Here is a 22,593-nt window from a genome sequence, read left to right on the forward strand (position 1 = left end):
ACACGAATGTCTGCTTTCCAACTTTTCAAAGTTTACTGCGGAGAAATGAGGAATTTTTATGGAAAAAGAGCAAAAACAAACCCTGTGCCGTATTCTTGTCAGCGCTGCGCTGCTGATAGTGGCTCTGCTGCTGCCGGTGAAAGGCCCGTGGCGGCTGGCACTGTTCCTGGTACCCTATGTAGTCATCGGCTACGATGTTGTGTGGGAGGCCATAAAGAATATTGCCCATGGCAAAGTATTTGACGAGCACTTTTTAATGAGCGTTGCCACCATTGGCGCACTGTGCGCGGGCGAGTACGCCGAGGGCATTGCCGTTATGCTGTTTTATCAGGTTGGCGAACTGCTGGAAGACAGTGCTGTGGGGCATTCCCGCAAAAGCATCAGCGCGCTGATGGACATTCGCCCCGACAGCGCCAACCTGCAGCAAAGCGATGGCTCCCTGCAGGTGACCGCACCGGAAAAAGTACCGGTCGGAAGTACCATTGCCGTAAAGCCCGGTGAACGGATCCCGCTGGACGGTACTGTGCTGCAAGGTGAGAGCACCGTAGACACCTCTGCTCTGACAGGCGAAAGCGTTCCACGCCGCATAACGGCCGGCGACGAAGCCCTGAGTGGATGTATTAACGGCAGCGGCCTTTTGTACATTCGTGTAACAAAACCGTACGGGGAATCGACCGTTTCAAAAGTACTGGAATTGGTGGAAAATGCCAGCAGCCACAAAGCAAAGTCCGAAGCATTTATTACCAAATTTGCGCGCATTTATACGCCGATTGTCGTCTTTGCGGCCGTGATTCTAGCAGTGCTGCCGCCGCTGCTGTTTCATCTGCCGTTTCGGGACTGGGTCATGCGCGCACTAAACTTTCTGGTTGTTTCCTGCCCGTGCGCGCTGGTTATCTCCGTTCCGCTCAGCTTTTTCGGCGGCATCGGCGGCGCCTCGCGCTGCGGCATTTTGATTAAAGGCAGCAACTATATGGAAACCTTAGCGAAAACCGGCACCGTTGTCTGCGACAAGACGGGCACTCTGACAAAGGGAACTTTCCGCGTAACACAGACAGTGCCTGTGCCGCCGGCTACTAAAGAACAGCTGCTGGAAACCGCAGCCCTCGCCGAAAGCTACAGCAGCCACCCGATTGCCGCTTCTCTACGGGCAGCATGGGGACAGTCGGCTGCCGAAGGACGTGTGACAGATGTCAAAGAAATCGCCGGCCGCGGTGTGCAGGCACAGGTAGACGGCCACCGGGTACTGGCGGGCAGCAGCGCCCTGCTGCAGGAGGCAGGCCTTGCGCCCAAAATAGTCTCTGCCCCCGGCACCATTGTGTATGTTGCTTCTGATAAAACCTATTTGGGTTACCTGATTATTTCAGATGAAATCAAAGAAAACGCCGCAGAGGCGGTTGCACAGCTGAAGCAGGCGGGCGTACGCCATGTCGTCATGCTGACCGGCGACAGCAAGCAAGCTGCACAGGCCGTTGCAGAAAAGCTGGGAATTGCGGAAGTGCGTGCAGAGCTTCTGCCCGGCGGCAAGGTCGACGCTGTAGAGGAACTGCTGCAGCGAAAAGATGGCAGCTTGGTGTTTATGGGGGACGGCATCAACGATGCACCTGTGCTGGCCCGCGCGGATGTGGGTGTAGCCATGGGAGCACTGGGCAGCGACGCCGCGATTGAGGCGGCAGACGTTGTTTTAATGGACGACGACCCGGCAAAGCTGCCCGCCGCTATCCGCATTTCGCGCAAGACCCTGCGCATTGTACATGAAAACATTGTCTTTGCGCTTGTCATTAAATTGATTGTGCTGATTCTTTCCGCCCTGGGGCTTGCCACCATGTGGGCGGCGGTCTTCGCCGATGTCGGCGTAACCATTCTCGCTATTTTAAATGCCTCTCGCGCACTGCGTCTGCGCTGAAAATTCGAATTCTTTACCGCCCGTGCCGTGCTTTTGCGGCATGGGCTTTTTTGTCAGATACCGCGGCAAAAAGGGCACTTGCTTTCCCCTAAATGTTTTACTTTTAAAAGTGCGAACATATGTTTTAAATATATTGCTTTTTCCCTGCCTTTACGGTATACTAATACTACACATCTGCAGAATGCGCTTGAAAGGATTCTGCTGACAAGCGAAAACCCCGCCCGGAAATGCACCGGACTTTCAGGAGGAATACAGCCAATGGCAACTAGCAAACAGGCGGCAAACAAAGCCGCGCAGGACGCACAGAATAAAGAAGAAGCCCTGAAAACGGCCCTCTCTAAAATAGAAAAACAATTTGGCAAAGGCGCCGTAATGCGCCTTGGGCAAAACGAGGCCATGCACGTAGAAGCTATCTCAACCGGCAGCCTTGGGCTGGATATGGCCCTAGGCATTGGCGGCTTTCCGCGCGGACGCATTATTGAAATTTTTGGCCCTGAAAGTTCCGGCAAAACCACCCTTGCTCTACACTGCGTAGCAGAGGGACAAAAGAGCGGCGGCAATGCCGCCTTTATCGATGTGGAACATGCGCTCGACCCGGTCTATGCGGCTGCGCTTGGCGTAGATGTCGACAGCCTTTTGGTCAGTCAGCCAGACACCGGCGAACAGGCGCTGGAAATTACCGAAGCACTGGTGCGCTCTGGCGCAATCGATGTCATTGTTATCGACTCTGTCGCGGCGCTGGTTCCCCGCGCGGAAATTGAGGGCGAAATGGGCGACAGCCACGTGGGCCTGCAGGCACGCCTGATGAGCCAGGCCCTGCGCAAATTGGCCGGCGCCATCAGCAAAAGTAACTGTGTCGCTATCTTTATCAACCAGCTGCGCGAAAAAGTGGGCGTGATTTACGGCAACCCTGAAGTGACCCCCGGCGGGCGCGCCCTGAAGTTTTACGCTTCTGTACGTGTGGATATCCGTAAAATTGAAACTCTGAAAAACGGCACTGAGCAGGTTGGCTCACGCACCCGGGCAAAGGTTGTCAAAAATAAGATTGCGCCGCCGTTCCGTACGGCAGAATTTGATATCATGTATGGTGAGGGCATTTCCCATGTTGGCGAAATTGTGGACCTTGGCGCAAAACTGGATATCGTAGAAAAAAGCGGTGCCTGGTTCTCTTACAATGGACAGCGCCTGGGGCAGGGCCGCGAAAATGTAAAGAAGCTGCTGCTGGAAAATCAGGAACTGGCCAACGAAATTGAAGCAAAAATCCGTGCAAATTCGGATAAACTATATGCAAAGACTATTTCTCCGCGCGCTGCGGCAGCCCGGCCGCTGCAAGCAGCCGCACCCGCAAAAGCAGACAACGCGGAAAAGAAACCGGAAAATACGCCTGCTTCCCCGCATGCCCCTGCTGTAAACATCGACATCGAGGATGACGACGACTAAAGCAGACGATGACTAAAGCAAAGGAAGGACAAATCCGGTGGAACTGACAGCAATGGAGCCCCGGCGGCACAGCCGGACCGCTTTGTTTTTGGATGGTGAATATGCCGTGAGTGTAGATACAGAAACCCTGCTACAGGCGGGGTGGAAACTCGGCTGCGACGTGACCGATGAAGAGCTGCACGACCTGCTGCAGCACTCGGACGCACACCGTGCAAGCGAAAAAGCGCTGTATCTGCTGGAACACCGCAGCCACTCAAAAAAAGAGCTGACTGACAAGATTGCCCGTACTGTGCCGCGTGCCGCGGCACAGGCCGCCGCTGACAAGATGGAGAACCTTGGCCTTTTAGATGATAGCGATTTTGCACAACGCTATGCCCGCGAGCTGTACCGCAAGGGTTATGCAAAACGCCGCGTATGCTATGAACTTTCGCGCAAAGGCATTTCCCTGGCCCTGATTGAGGCCGCCGCTGCGGAAAACGAGCCGGAACCTGCACAGGCAATTGCGCAGGTCCTGCAGAAAAAGTACCGCGACTTAAGCGATGAAAAAGACAGGCGCCGCGCTACGGCGTGCCTGCAGCGGCTGGGATACGGTTTCGATGATATCCGCGCCGCATTAAAACGATATATAACAAATGAGGATGAATACTATGGCTGATTCGGTTGGAATCGTAAGCCTGGGCTGCGCCAAAAACCAGGTTGATGGAGAAATGATGCTGGCTGCGCTGGAAAATGCAGGCTGGAAAGTGATGGACGACGCGGCGCTGGCCGATGTTGCCATTGTCAACACCTGCGGCTTTATCCAAAGCGCCAAACAGGAAAGCATCAACGAAATACTGGAACTGGCACACCTAAAAAAAGAAGGGCACCCCAAAGCAATCGTTGTGACCGGCTGCCTTGCCGAGCGCTACCGCGAGCAGATTATGCAGCAGCTGCCGGAATGTGACGCTGTGTGTGGCATTGGCGCAGACGCCGATATTGATGCGGTCTGCCGCGCGGCGCTGGCGGGAAATCACCCACAGTCTTTCCCCGAAAAAGACAAGCTACCGCTGTGCGGCGAGCGCCGGCTTTTGACCCCAAGCTATTATGCCTACCTGAAAATTGCAGAGGGCTGCGACAACCGCTGCAGCTACTGTGCCATCCCCTTTATCCGTGGGCGTTACCGCAGCCGTCCTATAGAGGAAATTGTAGCAGAAGCCGAGACGTTAGTGAAAAACGGTGCCAAAGAATTAACGCTAATTGCGCAGGACACAACCAAATACGGTTGGGACCTCTATGACCACAAGCTGATGCTGCCCACCCTGCTGCGCCGCTTGTGCAAAATTGACGGCCTGCATTGGATTCGTTTTCTGTACTGCTACCCGGATTACCTGACAGATGACCTACTGGACGTTTTGGCACAAGAGCCAAAAGTGTTGCCCTATATTGACCTGCCGCTGCAGCACTGCAGCGGACCGATTTTAAAAGCTATGCACCGCTGGGGAAACCGCGAAATGCTGACAAAGCTGATTGCGCATATTCGAGAAAAAGTACCGGGCGTCACCCTGCGCACGACACTAATTACCGGTTTCCCCGGCGAAACTGAGCAGGACTTTACCGAATTATGCGAATTCGTAAAAGAAGTTTCGTTTGACCGGCTGGGCTGCTTCCCCTACTCACAGGAAGAGGGAACAGCCGCCGCCAAAATGCCGAATCAGATTCCGGAAGACGTAAAGCAGCACCGTGCTGAGCTGATTATGGAGGGCCAGATGGATCGCACACAAACCGCCGGCGAAAGGCTGGCCGGCACAATCCAAACAGTCTTGTGCGAAGGCTGGGACCGCTACGCGGAGTGCTGGTTTGGCCGTACCGCTGCACAGGCCCCGGACGACATCGACGGCAAAGTCTTTTTTACTGTACCAAAAGGAACATCAAAACCCGGTTATGGTATGTTTGTCCCGGTACTCGTAACAGACTGTATCGACGGCGACCTTGTGGGCGAGCTGCACCTGCAAGAAGGAGGTGCAGAGCATGAATCTGCCAAATAAACTGACGATTGCCCGCATGATTATGGTGCCGGTCATTGTCGCTTTTCTGTTGCTGCCGCAGGTCTGGGGGCATTATCTGTGGGCCATGCTTTTTTTCCTGCTCGCCTCTTATACAGATCATTTAGACGGGAAGATTGCCCGCACGCGGGGAATGATCACCGCTTTCGGCAAGTTTTTAGACCCACTGGCAGATAAAATATTGATTCTCTCTATTTTCATCTGTTTTGTTAAACTAGATCTGTGCAATGTTTGGCTGGTGCTGATTCTGCTTTTCCGCGAATTTGCCATTACCTTTCTACGGCTGGTCGGGGCAGAGTCTGGCAAAGTGATTGCCGCAAACAAATGGGGCAAAAGCAAAACCATTTCACAGATTATTGCCGTTTTTTTTGTACTGCTGTTTCAGATTTTAGGTGAATTCGGTATTGCTTCCGCAAGCACAATGACAACCCTCAACCTTGTCGGCAACCTGCTGATCGGCATTTCCTGCGTACTGGCAATTATCAGCGGCGTGATTTACATGCAACAAAACCGCCATGTTATCGGCGAAATGAAGTAAAGCCCCCGTCGCAGTTGACATTTTCGTCCTGTCAACATATAATAAGCATTGGTATAAAATGCTGAGAACGGAAGAAGTAACAGGGCAACCGCGACAGAGAGAAAGCAGCATTAGGCTGAAACTGCTTTTCGCAAAATCCCTGCGAAGAATGCGTCCGGGAGCAGGCAGGGGAAAATCCCTGCACGGTGGGAGCCGTTAAAAGCCGAGAGCGAGAAACCGGAGTGGAACCGCGGAAACTGACTTTTCGCCTCCGTTTGTGCAGGAACTTTGTGCACAGGCGGAGGCTTTTTTCGCGCTCTGTTTTTCGCGTGTCTATGCAAGGAGAAGTCATGTTTAAAAATCTAAAATCAGAAATCGACTCAATTATGGACCGCGACCCGGCTGCCCGCAGCCGGACTGAGGTTTATTTCCTCTACAGCGGCTTTAAGGCCGTGCGCAGCTACCGCCACGCACACTGGTGGCTTGAAAAAGGCCACCCCTTTATTGCCCGCTGGATCAGCCAGCGAGCTCGCCACAAAACCGGTATTGAGATTCACCCCGGCGCCAAAATTGGCAAAGGTCTGTTCATTGACCACGGCATGGGCGTCGTCATCGGCGAGACTACCGAAATCGGTGACAACTGTACCCTGTACCAGGGCGTCACCCTGGGTGGAACCGGCAAAGACAAAGGCAAGCGCCACCCGACTTTGGGCAACAATGTCCTGGTTGGTTCCGGCGCAAAAATTTTAGGACCTATGAAAATCGGCGACAATGCGCGCATTGCCGCCGGCGCAGTGGTGCTGGACGAAGTGCCGGCAAATGCCACTGCAGTTGGTGTACCGGCGCGGGTTGTGCGCATCAATGGGGTTCGGCCAAACAACTTGGACCAGGTACACGTAACCGACCCGGTTTCGCAGGAACTCTGCCGCATGAATGTGCTGCTGGAGCATATTGAAAAACGCATTGGTATGCAGCAGGCCGAGGACGACCGCCGTTACGAAGAAAACTATGATCTACAGACAGAAAATGCCGCAAAAAAGGCAGCCGCCAAATAATAATACTACTGCAGGGAGATTTTAATAAATGAAACTGTACAATACGCTGACGCGAAAAAAAGAAGAGTTCGTACCGATTACACCCAATGAAGCAAAAATTTATGCCTGCGGCCCCACGGTCTACAACTTCATCCATATCGGCAACGCCCGCCCAATCTGCGTGTTTGACGTTTTGCGCCGGTATCTGGAGTACCGCGGCTACAAAGTCACGTTTGTACAGAACTTTACAGATATTGACGACAAAATCATCAATAAAGCAAATGAAGAAAACAGCGACTACCTGACAGTAAGCCGCCACTATATTGAAGAATACAAAATAGACGCTGCCGGCCTGAATGTGCGCCCGGCAACCGTACACCCCAAAGCCACTGAAAATATTGACGGCATTCAGCAGATTATCTCTACGCTGATTGAAAAAGGCTATGCCTACCCCACTGCAAACGGCGATGTGTATTTCCGTACTCTGAAAGATAAAGAATACGGCAAGCTGAGTCATCAGCCGCTAGAGGACCTGCAGGCAGGCGCACGCATTGCCACCGGCGAAATTAAGGAAGACGCCATGGACTTTGCCCTGTGGAAAGGCGCAAAGCCGGGTGAGCCCTACTGGGAATCCCCCTGGGGAAAAGGCAGGCCCGGCTGGCACATTGAGTGCTCTGCCATGGTGCGTCGGTATCTGGGTAAAACCATCGATATTCACTGCGGCGGGCAGGACCTTATCTTTCCGCACCACGAAAACGAAATTGCGCAGAGCGAATGCTGCAACGGCGTGCCGTTTGCCCACTACTGGGTACACAACGGCTACATCAATGTAAACAATCAGAAAATGAGCAAGAGCCTACACAACTTCTTTACCGTGCGCGATGTAGCTGAGCAGTTTGGCTATGAGCCGATTCGGTATTTAATGGTTTCAGCACATTACCGAATGCCTATTAACTACAGCGTAGAAATGATTGGGCAGTGCAAATCTTCTCTGGACCGCCTGTATCACTGCCGCGACAATCTCGCCTTCGTGCTGCAGCATGCACCTGAAATCGCCAAAGACAGCGACAGCGCTGTGCGCGAAAAGCTAGACAACTGCCGCGCCGCCTTTGAAGCCGCCATGGACGATGACCTGAACACTGCCAATGCGATCGCCGCGCTGTTTGATATGGCAAAAGAAATCAACACTGACCTTTCCGCGGAAAAAGCGCCTGGCAAAGCCATCTGTCAATACGCTTACGACCTGTTTACAAAGCTTGCAGATGTACTTGGCCTGCTGTACAGCCGCCCGGTGCCGGGCACAGAACCCGCCGATGATGACGCCGCAGAAATTGAAAACCTGATTGCGCAACGTGCACAGGCCCGCAAAGACAAAAACTGGGCTGAGGCCGACCGCATCCGTGATGAACTGAAAGTACGCCAAGTCGTGCTGGAAGACACCCCGCAGGGCGTCAAGTGGCACAAAGCATAAAATAGAATGAACAAAGGGCAGATAGAAAAAGCAAAAAAGCTTTTCTGTCTGCCCTTTTTATTTACAGAAATTCAAGTTCATATGGACGGCTTCTCCGTTTCACCGCGCCAGCCATAGACCACGCGGTCAAACTGATTGAAGTCCTTTAATACACTGATTTTTTGCAGGCCGGCCGCCGCAAACAGAGACGAAACTGCTGCCGCCTGACTTTCGCCGATTTCCACCGCGCAGAAGCCGCCTGGCACAAGCTGCGGCAGCCAAAGCTGCGCGATTGCCCTGTAAAACTGCAGGCCGTCCGTGCCACCATCAAGTGCGGCGTGCGGCTCGTGCTGCAGCTCCCGCTGCAGGCCTGGGATTTCCCCTTCCCGCACATACGGCGGATTGCAGAGAAAACCGCCCAGTTTGCCACAAGCTGCGGCATCGGCAGCCGAAAAAGCATCCAGTCTTTTCGGCATCACCTGCAGCCGCCGGTATGTCCGGCAGTTTTCGCGCAAATACTTCAGTGCACGCTCATATTTTTCTCCGCAGAAAAGCGCAAGGTCCGCGCGCAGGCTTTTTAAGCCAAGCCCAACCGCGCCGCTGCCCGCGCAAAGATCCAACACGCGCACCCCTTTTGGCAGTAGACGCGCCGCTGTCTGTACCAGCAGCTCAGTCTCCTCCCGCGGGCAAAGGACTCCCTCGCCAACCGCAAGTTCCAAATTGAGAAACGGCCATCTGCCCAGTAGATACTGCAGTGGCTCTCCCTCTGCACGCTGCTGCGCTAAAGCCAGCAGGCGCTGCGATTTTTCGGCAGCTGCCTGCTCATGTCCATGCACAGCCAAACCGGGGCGATCCAGACCCAAAACGCTTTTGCACAGACAGATCGCATCAAAAGCGGGGCTTTCGTTGCCGGCCTCCTGCAAAATTTTTTTCGCCTGCAGGTAACTCTGCTCATTTGTCATGGAACAATCCTATCCTCTCCATTTTCCGGAATCACTTTCTGCATGGCAGCAATAGCAACCTCCATCATGCTGTCGTCCGGTTCCTTTACTGTCAGGCGCTGCATCCATAGCCCCGGCGCGGCAATGATGCGCGTCAGGCGGTTTTCGTGCCGTCCGCAGTAGCGAATCAGCTCATATCCTAAACCCATAACAATAGGAATGCACAGCAGCTTGACAAAGGTGCGCAGGAAGGGATTGGAAAATGGAATAAAAATACCGACTAATACGCCAATTAAAATCATCAGCACCATAAAGCTGGTGCCGCAGCGCGGGTGAAAGCGGCCCTGCTTCTTTACATTTTCAACGGTCAGGGGCAAGCCAGCTTCATAGCAGAAAATTGTTTTGTGCTCGGCACCATGGTAGCGGAACATCCGCTTAATATCCGGCTGAAAACCGACAAGGCCGATATATACAACAAAAATCAGCAGCCGCAGCACCCCCTCAAAGGGACTGCGCCACCCAGCAATAGAGGATCCGGTGACCCCCTCAAGCAGGTTAAACAGCACTGTCGGCACAATAAAGAAAAGCGCCACCGCCAGTAAAATTCCCAGTACACTGCCGATTACCATAACAATATTTGTCAGTTTATCGCCGAAATGTTTTTCAAGCCAGCGGTCAAATTTGCTCTCCTCTTCTTCCTCCTCAATCTCAGTCATACCGGATTTTTCACCGGAAAGATTGAGCGCCCGGCTACTCATAGAGAGGCTGTCAATAAAAGATGCCACGCCGCGCAAAATCGGCAGCTTTAAAACCGGGTAGCGATCCCACAAAGAGACATACGGCAGTTCTTCTGAGTCGATGCTACCGCTGGGGGTGCGCACCGACACCTCAATGCGGTGTGGACCACGCATCAAAATGCCCTCGATCAGTGCCTGACCGCCAATAGAAGTAATACATTTTTTAGGTTTCTGTACTGTCATCTGCATCCCTTTCTTCCTGGCTTTGTTTATTGTGCTCTTCCTGCAGGTGATCCCGCAGCTTTTGGATAGTCGGGATTGTAATGGTCACAACAGTGCCCACGCCCTCTTGACTTTCAATATCCAAGCTGCCAGAGTGAAGGCGCATAATTTCATCTGCCAGCGCCAGCCCAATGCCGGAGCCGCGCACGGTTTGATTCGCTTTATAAAATTTCTTTTTAACATTTGGCAGGTGCTTTGCTGGAATACCGCAGCCGTTGTCGCTAATAGCCACCTGAATGAACCCCTCGGCCTCGGTCGCAGCCACATTGATGGTTCCGCCGCGGTCCGTATACTTTAAAGCATTATCCAGAATATTGACAAACACCTGACGCAAACGGTTTACGTCGCCCAAAACCGGCGAAAGCATGGCCGGCTCTTCATATAAAAGGAATTTGCCCTCATTTTTGGCACGCTCGCTGAACATATAGACAGCCTCGCCCAGCTCGGCCAAAATGTCAATGCGGTCCATGGTAAGCGTCATGCGGCCGGACTGCATACGTGAAAAGTCCAACAGTTCCTCGACCATGCCGGAAAGGCGCTCGGTTTCTTTCAGGATAACGTCCATACCCTTATTAAAGCTCTCTTGATCCAGTCCGCCGGACTGCAGCGTTTCGCCCCAGCCCTTGATTGCCGTTAAGGGCGTACGCAGCTCGTGTGAAACAGAAGAGATAAAGTCGTTTTTCATACGCTCGGTGGTACCCAATTCTTTGGCCATGTCGTTGATTGTGCGGCACAAATCGCCGATTTCATCATCCTGGTAATTTTCGATGCGTGCCTGAAAGTCGCCCTGCGCAATACGCTTTGCTGTACTGCTGATTTGGCGAATCGGGCCTAAAATACTGCGGATAAAGTACCGCCCTGACAGCAGCACCAGTGCAATGACAATCAGCCCCACTAAAATCAGCAGCAACACAACAACCAAAATCTGCCGATCTGCATTGGAAAGGGAAACGACATACCGAATGGCGCCGACTGACTTGCCGCTGTCGCTACGCAGCACGCGCGTGACCGCCATAACCTTTTCTCCGCTGGAAAGATAGCCGGTCCAGGTGCCATAACCTTTTTTGTCCTGTATGGCCATAGTGTAGTCGGGCATATCTTCGCTGCCGTCCGGCGCAAAGCCCAGGCTGGTATTGATGATATCGCCGTGGGCATTGAAGACCATGAGCTCCATGCTTTCTTTATTGGGGAAATTCTCAACATACTGCCGTGCTGCCGTGCTGAAAGCACTGGAAGTACGCAGACCGTTATTGGCAAAGACATTGGTCAGCTCTTCGCTGCGAGAATCGATTGCAGTCTGGATGCTTCCGTAAGTATTGCTGCGCACCATAAGAGAAGTCGCCACAATAATGGCAACAAGGACCAAGACGGTCATACCAAGGGAATTGAGCAGCCAGCGCTGTGAAATTTTTTTCGTATTTTTGCGGCGTTCCTCTTCATTTGCTGCCACCTGTGCAGCCTCTGCTTTCAGGCTTCCCATTTATATCCCAAGCCCCAAACCGTCACAATATGCTTTGGATTGCTGGGCTCGTCCTCTACCTTCATGCGCAGTCTTCTGATATTAACATCCACTATTTTTTCCTCGCCCACATAAGACTCGCCCCATACATGCCGCAAAATTGCGCTGCGATCCAGTGCTGTACCGGGATTGCTGAAAAAATACTCCATAATCTGAAACTCCACCTGGGTCAGTTCGATATTTTTAGCACCCTTCATCAGCGTACGGCTGCGCAGATTGAGAGAAAACTCACCGGAACGAATTTCTTCCGTAAAATTGTTTTCGTCACGCATTTGTGCCAGGGCAACTCGGCGGTAAACCGCATCCACTCGGGCAACCAGCTCACTGGGAGAAAAAGGCTTTGTCACATAGTCATCGGCACCCATCATCAGGCCGCTGACCTTGTCCATTTCCTGTGTGCGTGCAGTCAGCAAAATAATGCCGATAAAGCCGCTTTGGTGGCGCAGCTCTTTGCAGACTGCAAGGCCGTCATGTTTGCCGGGCATCATAATATCCAGCACAGCAACATCGAAGTCGCCGTTTTGCTGAGCATAGATTTCCAGTGCCTGGTCGCCGTTTTCTGCCTCAGTCACGTCGTAGCCGGCACGTTTCAGGTTGATGACAATAAATTCGCGGATTGCCTGCTCATCTTCCGCTACCAGTATTCTTTTCATAACTACCTCCGTATATAAATCCGCGGCGGCCCGCAGCCGCCGGCGGCCCTTGAAAAGCAGTGCCTGTTGGCTTCAGCTTTCTGAAGTAATGAATTGAAAACACTTTTTTAGCTGTGCCGCCGGCACCGCGAGGGAATCGCCCGGTGTCGGGCAGGAAACGGCGATAATCAGGCTGCCGTCTGAAAGGACCTGCTCAAAGCCCTTGGTGTTTTTCTTTGCGCTCCATTCGCTTTGGGTAAACACCTGCGCCACCATGAGGGGTTTGCCGGCGGTCCCTTTTGAAATATCAAAGGAAGATACGGTAAGCGTGCGTGCGCTTGCATCCTGTTTTGTCGTAATGCTGTTGCTGCTCCATTTGTCTGGCAACGTTATTCGGTAGCCGTCCCGTGCATTGGAAATTGTCGCACAAACCGTGGTATAGTCGCCGCTGGCAGCGTCAAAACGAGTCCACTTGGTCTCGCTGCCGACATCGTCTGATGCAGAGCCGACATAGCCCGGCAGCCGCATAACAATGGGGAACTCTAAAATCTGGTCGCTGTTAATATCCGTACAGGGCAGCGACAAATCCCGCAGCGTCACATTCTGCTGGGGCGCCTGGGCATTGTACAGCGGTGTACTCAGCGTTTTTTTCGTTTTATTCCAATACAAAATCTCGCTGATTGTTTTGCCGTCGGTCTGGATACAGTCCAGCATGACACCGGGCTGGTTTTTGCTGACTTTTCCGCTTTTAATATCCGCAAGCTTGGAAATGCCCGCGTCTAGTTTAGCGCTGCCCATCACCTGCAGGGAGGCATCTTTCAGCTTAAAGAGCTGTGCGGTAAACTGCTGTTGACCGTCCGGTGGAATGCTGACTGTCAAAAGCTCCTTTATGCCGTCGCCGTCAAAATCCATGACTGTCATACCATTGTAGGTCTGGTCCAGTTTCATTTCATTCATTTTGCCTTTTTGGTAATAATAAATAGAGATGCTGCCGGCAGCGCCGGTGCTGCTGCCCCAACCGACAATGACTTCATCTTTGCCGTCGCCGTTGAGGTCGCCAAAACAGACGCGGTCTACCTGGGCACCCGCATTGGAAAACGAGCCGATATCTGTCCATCTGCCGTTTTTCTTTTCGGTAAACAGCAGGTTCACCGTGGTGTCGTCGTCCCCGCGCTGATAAAAGGCCATTGCTTCCTGTGTAGAGTCGCCGCACAGATTGTACTGGATAATGGCAGAGCGGTAGTCGCCCTCTGCCGGATATTTCAGGGTAAAGCTGCGCCCGGCCTTTGCCTCAAGCAATGTATAAATATTCGCTTTTTCACCGGTCGGCTTGGGCGGCCGCATTAGAGAGCGCGCGTCCAGCCCGCTAATAGAGCAGCCAGAAAGCAAAAAGCAAAGCACCATTGCCAGCGCTGCCGTCTGCCAGCCGCTGTGCCTTTTTCGCTGTTTCACACGCTCACCTCCTTTATCTGCATACTTTGCTTCTTAGTATAGCATTTTTTAAACAGAATGAACAGTATCAAATCTGTTATCAGCGCGCCCCCTGTTTTCCCGAAAAAGTGAAACAGGGCGCAAAAAGCCGCCCTGTACTGGACAATGCTGTCCGCAGGGCGGCTTTCTTAAAAATATAGAAAACAATTCGTACAAGAATTTATTCAACTGTAACAGATTTTGCTAAGTTACGTGGTTTGTCGACATCGCAGCCGCGCAGAACTGCAACATGATAGGCAAGCAGCTGCAGCGGGACAATGGTGACCATAGGTGAAAGGATGCCGCGCACCTTTGGCACCCGCAGCAGACTGGTGGTCAAGTCTTTGCTGACGTGGTCGCCCTCACAGCAGACCAAAATCACCTTGGCGCCGCGGGACTTGACTTCCTCTAGATTGCTGACCGTCTTGGGGTACAGCTCTGGCTGGGTTGCCACGCCGATTACCGGCGTTCCGTCTTCAATCAAGGAAATGGTGCCGTGCTTCAGCTCACCGGCAGCATAGGCTTCGCAGTGCATATAAGAAACCTCTTTCAGCTTCAGAGAGCTTTCTTTGCACAGCGTGTAGTCAGCACCGCGGCCGATAAAGAAGACATGCTCGTCATCCTTCAATTCTTTTGCACAAGTAAGCACCTGCGCGTCCAAATCTATCGCCTTTTGAATCTGGTCGGGCATTTCCAGCAGTTCTTTGCAGTACTGCTCTTCTTCTGCCTCGGTCAGCTGCCCCTGCAGGCGGCCCAGTTTGACCGCCAGCAGATACAGCACTGCCAGCTGAACCAAATAGGCCTTTGTACTGGCAACCGCGATTTCGGGTCCGGCCCATGTGTACAGCACGTCGTCTGCCTCGCGGGCAATGGAGGAACCCGGCACATTGACAATGGCCAGCGTACGGATTCCGCGCTTTTTTGCCAGACGCAGGGCTGCAAGGGTATCTGCCGTTTCGCCGGACTGCGAAATCAGGATAACCAAATCGTTTTTACGCAGAATCGGGTTGCGATAGCGGAACTCAGAAGCAATAGAAACCTCTACCGGAATACGGGCCAGCGCCTCTATGGCATAGCGGCCCACCAAGCCCGCGTGCATTGCTGTGCCGCAGGCGACGATATGAATCGTGCCGACTTTTGCAAGCTCCGCGTCCGGCAGATCGGGAATATTCAATTCAATTTTTCCGTTCCGAATACGGGGCGACAGGCAGCGGCGCACAGCGTCGGGCTCTTCGTGGATTTCCTTGAGCATAAAGTGCGGGTAGCCGCCCTTTTCGGCAGTGCCAACATCCCAGTCGGCAGTCAGCACAGTCTTGTGCACCGGCTTGCCGTCAAGATCAACAACCTTGACTCCGTCTTTGCGAATCACAGCAATTTCGCCCGCCTCTGGCAGGAAATAGCGCTTGGTGTGCTGCAGCAAAACGGTCATATCCGAAGCGATAAAGTTTTCGTTGGCGCTCAGGCCGACCACCAGAGGGCTATCCTGACGCACAGCATAAATGGTACCAGGCTGGTCATCAAACAGAATCCCCAGTGCATATGAACCCTCTACATCGCGCACGGTCTTTGCAATGGCCGCAATCGGGTCACCAGTGTAGTAATGGTTCAGGGTAGCGGCTACTGTTTCGGTATCGGTCTCACTTTGGAACTTGACGCCCTCTGCCAAACGGGCAGCCTTGAGATCCATAAAGTTCTCAATAATGCCGTTGTGCACCAGGGTAACACGGCCGCAGCGGTGCGGGTGAGCATTTGCATCGCTGGGCTCGCCATGGGTAGCCCAGCGGGTGTGCCCAATGCCACAGCAGCCAAACGGGCGCGCACCCGCATTGATTTTGTCCTGCAGCCGCTGCAGGCGTCCCTGTGTCTTTACAACCGACACGCCGTCTTTGCCGTACACCGCAATTCCCGCGGAGTCATAGCCGCGGTACTCCAGCTGACGCAGGCCGTCCAAAAGAATATCGACCGAGTCGTGCTCTCCTGCATAGCCAATAATTCCACACATATTTAATTTTCCTTTCCGTACATTCAACAGTAAAAAAGATAAAAGGGCAACAAAATGCCCCGCGGAAACGACAGTGTTTTTGCCGTGATTTTCTACGGGGTGCCGACACCCGCATCACACTTTGTACACTGCCTGACGACTGCCCGCTTTGTGCAGCCGGAAGTGCATCCGCCGAAATCTTCGATCACACTTCTCCTCGTCACGCCTGGGATGCTGTCACTGCCGAAAAAGGCCGCCGTGGTCTTTTTCGCATCCGTGCGTCTGGCGCTTCTTGAATATAAAAGTCCAGTTTTCTTTCACATGCCTCCTTTGCCGATAATTATTTTATTATATGCACCTGCCAAGGTTTTGTCAACTAAAGGAAAGGCTTGGTGAAAAAGGCACAGAATGCTTGCGACGCAAAGCCCGGCATGTTATAATATTTTATATGAGAAAAATAAAAATAAGAATTATTATTGGAGGCTGTACAGATGATTCCATGCATACAAAATGTGACCAAAGATATTATTTGGGTCGGTGGCAGCGACCGGCGGCTCTCTTTATTTGAAAACGTCTTTCCCCTGCCCGATGGCGTCAGCTATAACGCCTATGTAATCTTAGACGAAAAGACCGCGCTGATGGATACCGCGGACGCTTCCATTGCCGCACGCTTTTTAGCCAATGTAGAGGGCGCGCTCAGTGGGCGCAAGCTCGACTACTTAGTGGTAAACCACATGGAGCCGGACCACTGCGCCATGATTGGCGAAATTGTACGCCGCTGCCCAGAAGTAAAGCTGGTAGGCAATGCAAAGACCTTCCGCTTTATGGAGCAGTTCTTTGATTTTCCGCTGGAGGGCCGCACAATCACTGTCAAAGAGGGCGACGCCCTTTCTCTGGGCCGCCATACCCTTCACTTCATCATGGCGCCTATGGTGCATTGGCCGGAAGCCATGATGTCTTACGACAGCACTGACAAAGTTTTGTTTTCTGCGGATGCTTTCGGTACTTTTGGTGCTTTCCACGGCCCGATTTTCGCCGACCAGACCGATTTTCAGGTGCGCTATATTGACGAGGCCCGCCGCTATTATACGAATATTGTTGGTAAGTACGGCCCGCAGGTACAGGCAGTACTGAAAAAAGCTGCCGGGCTTGCCATTGCCATGATCTGCCCGCTGCACGGGCCGATTTGGCGCAAAGACCTCGGCTGGTTCCTCGGCAAATACGACAAGTGGAGCCGCTATGAGCCGGAAGACAAGGGTGTCGTGATCGCCTACGGCTCAATGTACGGCAACACTGAGTCTGCCGCAGAAGAGTTGGCAAACCTGCTCGCACAAAAAGGTGTACAGGCACTGCGCGTTTACGATGTTTCTAAAACAGATTCTTCCTACCTGATTTCAGACATGTTCCGCTTCAGCAACTTTGTACTTGCCGCCCCAACTTACAACAATGACGTTTACCTGCCAATGCACGCCCTGCTGCACGACGTTGCGGCACTCAGCCTGCAAAACCGCAGGTACTCCTTAATCAGCAACGGCAGCTGGGCACCGGTGAGCGGCAAAAAGATGCAGGAAACCCTGAGCAGCCTGAAGAACATGCAGCAGGTTGGTGAAACCCTGCAGTTCCGCTCCAGCCTGAAAGAAACACAGCTGGCACAGCTTGATGCGCTGGCACAGGCAATTTATGATTCCCTGCAGGCGTAACATACCTTTGGAGGGACCAACACCATGAAAAAAGCGCTTTTTGTCGGCGGAACCGGCACCATCAGTTCTGCCGCTGCCCATCGTGCTCTGCAGGAAGGGTGGGAGTTGACACTGCTGCACCGTAGCGCTTCCCCTGTACCAGAGGGTGCCGAAACGCTGCAGGCAGATATCAACGACATCGATACTGTCAAGCAGCTGCTACAGGGGCGTCGATTTGACGCTGTCGCGGACTTTGTCGCATTTCAGCCACAGGATATTCTGCGGGATTTTTCCCTGTTTTCTGGCTGCACCGACCAATACCTTTTTATCAGTAGCGCCTCCGCTTACCAAAAGCCAATGAACTGCTTTCGTATTACTGAAAGTACGCCGCTTGTGAATCCATACTGGAAATATGCGCGGGACAAAGCAGCTTGTGAAGCGCTGCTGATGGAGCTTTACCGTAAAAATGACTTTCCGGTCACGATTGTCCGGCCAAGCCATACTTACGGCCCCGGCAAAGTCCCGGTCGCCATTCACGGGGAAAAGGGCTGCTGGCAGGTGCTTAGCCGTATGCTTGCCGGCAGGCCTGTGCTGGTACACGGCGACGGGCTGTCCCTATGGACGGTTACCTGGAACGAAGATTTTGCGCGCGGTTTTTCTGGCCTGATGGGAAACCCGCTGGCTGTTGGTGAAGCCGTACACATCACCGCAGATGAATCGGTTACATGGAACCAAATCTACAGCTTCATCGGGAAAGTGCTGGGAAAGGAGCCGCATCTGGTACACATTTCCAGTGAAATGCTGTGTGCGCTGCGTCCCTCTTTAACTGGCACCCTTCTTGGCGACAAAGCCTACAGCGTGTCGTTTGACAACCACAAAATCAAGCGGCTGGTGCCCGGCTTTTCCGCAAAAGTACCCGCCTGGCAAGGAATTGCACGCGCTGTGCAGTCTTTGCTGGAAAACCCGCGGCTGCAGGTACCGGATGAGGCCTTTGACAGCTGGTGTGACCGCACCATACAGCGCTACTTTTCTATTCTGACAGCTTCCCCGTAAAGCAGCTGCTGTATTACTGCTTAATTAATTATACTATATTGATACTGCAAAAAACGCGCCTTGAACAGACTTTTTACAGCCCGCTCAAAGCGCGTTTTCTATTTTTTGTCTTCATTTACGGGAAGTCCCGTACTGCTCCATTATTCAATAGAAATCAGATTGGGGTTGCTCTCCGGCAGTTTCTTGGTGTCTTTGCGGGGCAGCGAAATTTTGAGAATACCGTCCTCAAACTTTGCGTTTACATCCTCTGGCTTCATGTCGTCGCCGACATAGAAGCTGCGGGCGCAGGAACCGGTATAGCGCTCTTGACGAATGTAATTGCCCTTTTGGTCTTTCTGGTCATTTTCATGGGATTTTGCTGCCTGAATCAGCAGATATCCGTCTTTCAGTTCTACCTTTACGTCGTCTTTCTTAAATCCGGGCAGATCCACGGCCAGCTCATAGCTGGAGTCGGTCTGCTTGACATCTGTTTTCATCACGTTGCGGGCGTGCTTTCCCATCGGATTTTGAGCTGCAAGTGCGCGGTTCATTTCACGGCCGAAATTGTCGACCCAATCCGGGGCAAAGAAATCATCGAAAAGACTTTCACCGAAAATACTAGGCATCATAAGTCATTCCTCCATTCCTTTGATGGCGGGCTTTTTTTGGGGCCCACTTTTGGGCCCCTGCTGCCCGTCTCATAAAGCTTAAGCTGCCTTATTTTGGGAACCCGGCGCGGGGCTTTTTGCGGTACCTGTGCTTTGTTCCTCTGTTCTTTTGAACAACTCTATTATATCTCTAATTTTAGCACTGTCAACATTTGAGTGCTAAAATTCATAAAATATTCATATTTACTATTTTTATCTCTTTATCCCAGTTAGGAGGATATTCTATGGACTACCGTGGCACCCTGATTGCTGTACAGGACATGGAGCGCTCAAAAGCCTTTTACTGCGGCCTTTTCGGCATGACCGTCACCGCTGACTTTGGGGCAAACGTCGCCCTTTCGGGCGGGCTGTATCTGCAGACAGCAGAAAGCTGGCAGGGCATTTTGCAGCTGCCGCCGGAAAAAATATACTTTGTCGGCAGCGCGAGCGAGCTCTACTTTGAGACAGACGATTTTGATAACTTTATGGATTTGCTGTATGAAATATCGGATATTTCTTTCGTACACCCGCCTAAAGAGCACCCGTGGGGGCAGCGGGCTGTACGTTTTTATGACCCAGACCGGCACATCATAGAGGTAGGCGAAAAAATGGAAACGGTGGTGCACCGCTTTTTGTCGGCAGGGCTTTCTGCAGAAGAAACCGCGCAGCGCATGGATGTACCCATATCGTACGTGGAAAAGATTGCAGAAGAAGACGATGCCGCGCTTTTGTTTTCTTTGCTTACTTAAAAAGTTTAACTTTTTTGCACTTTCCACTTGTGAATTGATAAACTACATGCTAATATAAATTAAATAAATAAACATATTGGGGTTTATTAAAGGAGAGTGCTTTTGTATGTCAATTCAGAGTCCTTATCTCAATGCAGTGTACGCCGGCCTTGCCAAGCGCAGCCCTGAGCAGAAAGAATTTTTACAGGCAGTCCGCGAAGTATTTGAATCCCTGGAGCCAGTCGTCAATGCTCACCCTGAGCTGGAAAAGAACGGCATTATGGAGCGCCTGACCGAGCCGGAGCGCACCGTGCTGTTTCGTGTACCGTGGGTGGACGACAGCGGAAAAGTACGCGTAAACCGTGGCTACCGTGTGCAGTTCAACTCTGCTATCGGCCCGTACAAGGGCGGCCTGCGCTTTCATCCCAGCGTAAACCTCTCGATTATCAAATTTCTCGGTTTTGAGCAGACCTTTAAAAACAGCCTGACCGGCCTGCCTATGGGCGGCGGCAAGGGCGGCAGCGACTTTGACCCCAAGGGCAAGTCTGACGCAGAAGTCATGCGTTTCTGCCAGAGTTTTATGACAGAGCTTTACCGCCATATCGGCCCTGACTGTGACGTACCGGCCGGCGATATCGGCGTTGGCGGCCGTGAAATTGGCTTCCTGTTTGGCCAGTACAAGCGCATTCGCAATGAATTTACCGGCGTACTGACCGGCAAGGGCATCCCCTATGGTGGTTCTTTGGCACGCACCGAGGCTACCGGCTATGGTCTGTGCTACTTTGCCAAAGAAATGCTGGCTGCTGCCGGCCTGAGCTTTGACGGCAGCAAGGTCGTTATTTCCGGTTCTGGCAACGTGGCAATTTATGCCAACCAGAAAGCAACCGAGCTCGGCGGCAAGGTCATCGCCATGAGCGACTCCAACGGCTACATTGTCGACGAAAACGGCATTGACTACAAAGTAATGAAAGAAATTAAGGAAGTCAAGCGTGCGCGCATTAAGACTTACCTCAACTACGTCCCAAGTGCAAAATATGTTGAGGGCAGCACCGGCATCTGGGGCGTCCCCTGTGACATTGCCCTGCCCTGCGCAACTCAGAATGAGCTGCCGCTTGACGGCGCAAAGGCACTGGCCGCAAACGGCTGCAAAGCTGTCGCTGAGGGTGCCAATATGCCCTCTACCCCAGACGCAATCGCTTATCTGCAGGCAAACAACATTCTGTTTGCACCGGCAAAAGCCTCTAATGCAGGCGGTGTAGCAACCAGCGGCCTTGAGATGAGCCAAAACTCTCTGCGTCTTTCCTGGACATTTGAGGAAGTTGACGAGCGCCTGCATAACATTATGAAGAACATTTATGCAAACGCTGCCGAAGCTGCTGAAACCTATGGCATGAAGGGCAACCTAGTCGCAGGCGCCAACATTGCCGGCTTCAACAAAGTTGCAACTGCAATGCTTTCCCAGGGCATTGTCTGATTTCCGTTTCCCTTATTTCAATTTAGACAAAAAGGCCGGCGCTCCTGTGAAAAGGGGCGCCGGCCTTTACTTATAAATTTGTTTTCTGCAGCTTTGCCGCTAATGCAACCCAGCCATGCTCTTCCTGCCGCTGTAAAATCTGAAACCGCGGTTTCAGCACCCGCAGCACGTCCTCCTCGCGCTCATCGATAATGCCGCTCATCAGGTAGACCGCGCCGGGCTTAAAGAAGTGCTCAACATCGGCGGTCAGCTGGATGATGACATCGGCAACAATATTAGCAACGACAACGTCATAGGTGCCGCTGACTTTTTCTGTCAGGCTGCCGCAGATGCCGGTAAAGCGGTCTCCCACATGGTTGCGGGCGGCATTTTCAGTCGCCGTTTTGACGGCCAGTTCATCAATATCCACTCCAACAGCATTTTTGGCACCCAGCAGCAGTGCCGCCACTGATAAAATGCCGCTGCCGCAGCCGACATCTAAAACAGCAGCACCCGGCTTCATGTATTCTTCCAGCATCTGCATACACAGGCGGGTGGTCTCGTGGGTACCGGTACCAAAAGCCAGGCCGGGCTCCAAATGCAGCACAATGCGGCCGCCGCTTTCCGCTGGTTCTTCCCAAGAGGGCTGAATCAACAGTTTTTTGCCCACAGGCATAGGATGAAAGTACTTTTTCCAGTTGTTAATCCAATCTTCCATACGACAGTTGGAGGTCTGTATATTGTTTTCAATTCCCGCAGCGCGAAGCCTTTCCGAAAGAAAGGCGATTGCCTCGGTGGGGCTGTCCTGCGGCTGCAGGTAAACATGAATCAGCGTATGCGTGCGGTCTTTTTTCAGCAGATCAGCATCGATAAGGTCAATATGCGCAATCTCGCGTGCGCCCTCCTCCAAATCAGAGTAGTCCTCAATATAAATACCATAAGGTACGACCATCTGTGCGATAGCCTCAGCCTGTTCACTGTCTTTTTGCGGTACGGTCACGGTCACGTCTGTCCAATCCATTGTATATCTCCCATATCATAGATTTCTGCATATCGGGCAAAAGCCTTGCTATCATCTTAGCATGAAGCCTTTTTGATTGCAATAT

General features: G+C 52.5%; 20 protein-coding genes. 12 read left to right on the plus strand and 8 right to left on the minus strand.

The window, feature by feature from the left end:
- Positions 1 to 58: 58 nt before the first annotated feature.
- The 7 genes from cadA to cysS all read left to right on the plus strand — a co-directional run bounded on the left by cadA (position 59) and on the right by cysS (position 8,407).
- Positions 59 to 1,903, plus strand: a complete 1,845-nt coding sequence (cadA, locus tag LKE53_07540; protein MCH3972595.1) for a cadmium-translocating P-type ATPase — start codon at positions 59 to 61, stop codon at positions 1,901 to 1,903.
- A gap of 258 nt (positions 1,904 to 2,161) precedes the next feature.
- On the plus strand, positions 2,162 to 3,343 hold the full coding sequence (gene recA / locus LKE53_07545) for a recombinase RecA (protein ID MCH3972596.1): 1,182 nt from the start codon (positions 2,162 to 2,164) through the stop codon (positions 3,341 to 3,343).
- A gap of 37 nt (positions 3,344 to 3,380) precedes the next feature.
- Positions 3,381 to 3,998, plus strand: coding sequence for a recombination regulator RecX (locus tag LKE53_07550; GenBank protein MCH3972597.1), 618 nt, complete (start codon positions 3,381 to 3,383; stop codon positions 3,996 to 3,998).
- Positions 3,991 to 5,367, plus strand: a complete 1,377-nt coding sequence (gene rimO, locus LKE53_07555) for a 30S ribosomal protein S12 methylthiotransferase RimO (GenBank protein ID MCH3972598.1) — start codon at positions 3,991 to 3,993, stop codon at positions 5,365 to 5,367. Before LKE53_07550 ends, rimO begins: the two co-directional genes overlap by 8 nt.
- The gene (pgsA, locus tag LKE53_07560) at positions 5,351 to 5,923 is read left to right on the plus strand and encodes a CDP-diacylglycerol--glycerol-3-phosphate 3-phosphatidyltransferase (protein MCH3972599.1); all 573 of its coding nucleotides are present in this window, start codon (positions 5,351 to 5,353) and stop codon (positions 5,921 to 5,923) included. Before rimO ends, pgsA begins: the two co-directional genes overlap by 17 nt.
- A gap of 329 nt (positions 5,924 to 6,252) precedes the next feature.
- A complete protein-coding gene (cysE, locus tag LKE53_07565) occupies positions 6,253 to 6,957 on the plus strand; it encodes a serine O-acetyltransferase (GenBank protein MCH3972600.1) in 705 nt (234 codons plus the stop codon).
- 28 nt (positions 6,958 to 6,985) lie between these two features.
- Positions 6,986 to 8,407, plus strand: a complete 1,422-nt coding sequence (cysS, locus tag LKE53_07570; GenBank protein ID MCH3972601.1) for a cysteine--tRNA ligase — start codon at positions 6,986 to 6,988, stop codon at positions 8,405 to 8,407.
- Between the two features lie 77 nt (positions 8,408 to 8,484).
- Here the strand turns inward: cysS and prmC are convergent, their stop codons facing one another.
- The 6 genes from prmC to glmS all read right to left on the minus strand — a co-directional run bounded on the left by prmC (position 8,485) and on the right by glmS (position 15,969).
- A complete protein-coding gene (gene prmC / locus LKE53_07575; GenBank protein MCH3972602.1) occupies positions 8,485 to 9,348 on the minus strand; it encodes a peptide chain release factor N(5)-glutamine methyltransferase in 864 nt (287 codons plus the stop codon).
- Positions 9,345 to 10,313, minus strand: coding sequence for a DUF1385 domain-containing protein (locus LKE53_07580; protein ID MCH3972603.1), 969 nt, complete (start codon positions 10,311 to 10,313; stop codon positions 9,345 to 9,347). Before LKE53_07580 ends, prmC begins: the two co-directional genes overlap by 4 nt.
- Entirely contained in the window at positions 10,288 to 11,826 is a 1,539-nt protein-coding gene (locus LKE53_07585) for a HAMP domain-containing histidine kinase (protein MCH3972604.1), read from the minus strand. Before LKE53_07585 ends, LKE53_07580 begins: the two co-directional genes overlap by 26 nt.
- The gene (locus LKE53_07590; GenBank protein ID MCH3972605.1) at positions 11,814 to 12,518 is read right to left on the minus strand and encodes a response regulator transcription factor; all 705 of its coding nucleotides are present in this window, start codon (positions 12,516 to 12,518) and stop codon (positions 11,814 to 11,816) included. The genes LKE53_07585 and LKE53_07590 overlap by 13 nt, the downstream gene beginning before the upstream one ends.
- 72 nt (positions 12,519 to 12,590) lie before the next feature.
- The gene (locus LKE53_07595) at positions 12,591 to 13,949 is read right to left on the minus strand and encodes an FG-GAP-like repeat-containing protein (GenBank protein ID MCH3972606.1); all 1,359 of its coding nucleotides are present in this window, start codon (positions 13,947 to 13,949) and stop codon (positions 12,591 to 12,593) included.
- 199 nt (positions 13,950 to 14,148) lie between these two features.
- Positions 14,149 to 15,969: a glutamine--fructose-6-phosphate transaminase (isomerizing) gene (glmS, locus tag LKE53_07600; protein MCH3972607.1), complete on the minus strand. Its 1,821-nt coding sequence runs from the start codon at positions 15,967 to 15,969 to the stop codon at positions 14,149 to 14,151.
- 54 nt (positions 15,970 to 16,023) lie between these two features.
- Here glmS and LKE53_07605 point away from each other — a divergent pair, with 54 nt between their 5' ends.
- The 3 genes from LKE53_07605 to LKE53_07615 all read left to right on the plus strand — a co-directional run bounded on the left by LKE53_07605 (position 16,024) and on the right by LKE53_07615 (position 18,680).
- The gene (locus LKE53_07605) at positions 16,024 to 16,344 is read left to right on the plus strand and encodes a hypothetical protein (protein MCH3972608.1); all 321 of its coding nucleotides are present in this window, start codon (positions 16,024 to 16,026) and stop codon (positions 16,342 to 16,344) included.
- A 98-nt stretch (positions 16,345 to 16,442) separates the two neighbouring features.
- Complete coding sequence (locus tag LKE53_07610; protein MCH3972609.1) at positions 16,443 to 17,648, plus strand: FprA family A-type flavoprotein; 1,206 nt, start codon at positions 16,443 to 16,445, stop codon at positions 17,646 to 17,648.
- A gap of 24 nt (positions 17,649 to 17,672) precedes the next feature.
- Positions 17,673 to 18,680 (plus strand): SDR family oxidoreductase, encoded by a 1,008-nt coding sequence (locus tag LKE53_07615; GenBank protein ID MCH3972610.1) that lies wholly within the window; start codon positions 17,673 to 17,675, stop codon positions 18,678 to 18,680.
- A 140-nt stretch (positions 18,681 to 18,820) separates the two neighbouring features.
- Here the strand turns inward: LKE53_07615 and LKE53_07620 are convergent, their stop codons facing one another.
- Positions 18,821 to 19,288 carry an Hsp20/alpha crystallin family protein gene (locus tag LKE53_07620; protein ID MCH3972611.1) on the minus strand — a complete coding sequence of 156 codons (468 nt, stop codon included), beginning with the start codon at positions 19,286 to 19,288 and terminating at the stop codon, positions 18,821 to 18,823.
- Between the two features lie 263 nt (positions 19,289 to 19,551).
- On the opposite strand from LKE53_07620, the gene LKE53_07625 reads away from it, so the two are divergent.
- Both LKE53_07625 and gdhA read left to right on the plus strand, forming a co-directional pair.
- On the plus strand, positions 19,552 to 20,055 hold the full coding sequence (locus LKE53_07625) for a VOC family protein (protein MCH3972612.1): 504 nt from the start codon (positions 19,552 to 19,554) through the stop codon (positions 20,053 to 20,055).
- A 106-nt stretch (positions 20,056 to 20,161) separates the two neighbouring features.
- Entirely contained in the window at positions 20,162 to 21,508 is a 1,347-nt protein-coding gene (gdhA, locus tag LKE53_07630; protein MCH3972613.1) for an NADP-specific glutamate dehydrogenase, read from the plus strand.
- A gap of 70 nt (positions 21,509 to 21,578) precedes the next feature.
- Here gdhA and prmA read toward each other — a convergent pair whose 3' ends face one another.
- A complete protein-coding gene (gene prmA, locus LKE53_07635) occupies positions 21,579 to 22,508 on the minus strand; it encodes a 50S ribosomal protein L11 methyltransferase (GenBank protein ID MCH3972614.1) in 930 nt (309 codons plus the stop codon).
- Positions 22,509 to 22,593 lie beyond the last annotated feature (85 nt).

This window comes from Oscillospiraceae bacterium (assembly GCA_022483045.1).
Taxonomy (GTDB): domain Bacteria; phylum Bacillota; class Clostridia; order Oscillospirales; family Acutalibacteraceae; genus Caproicibacterium.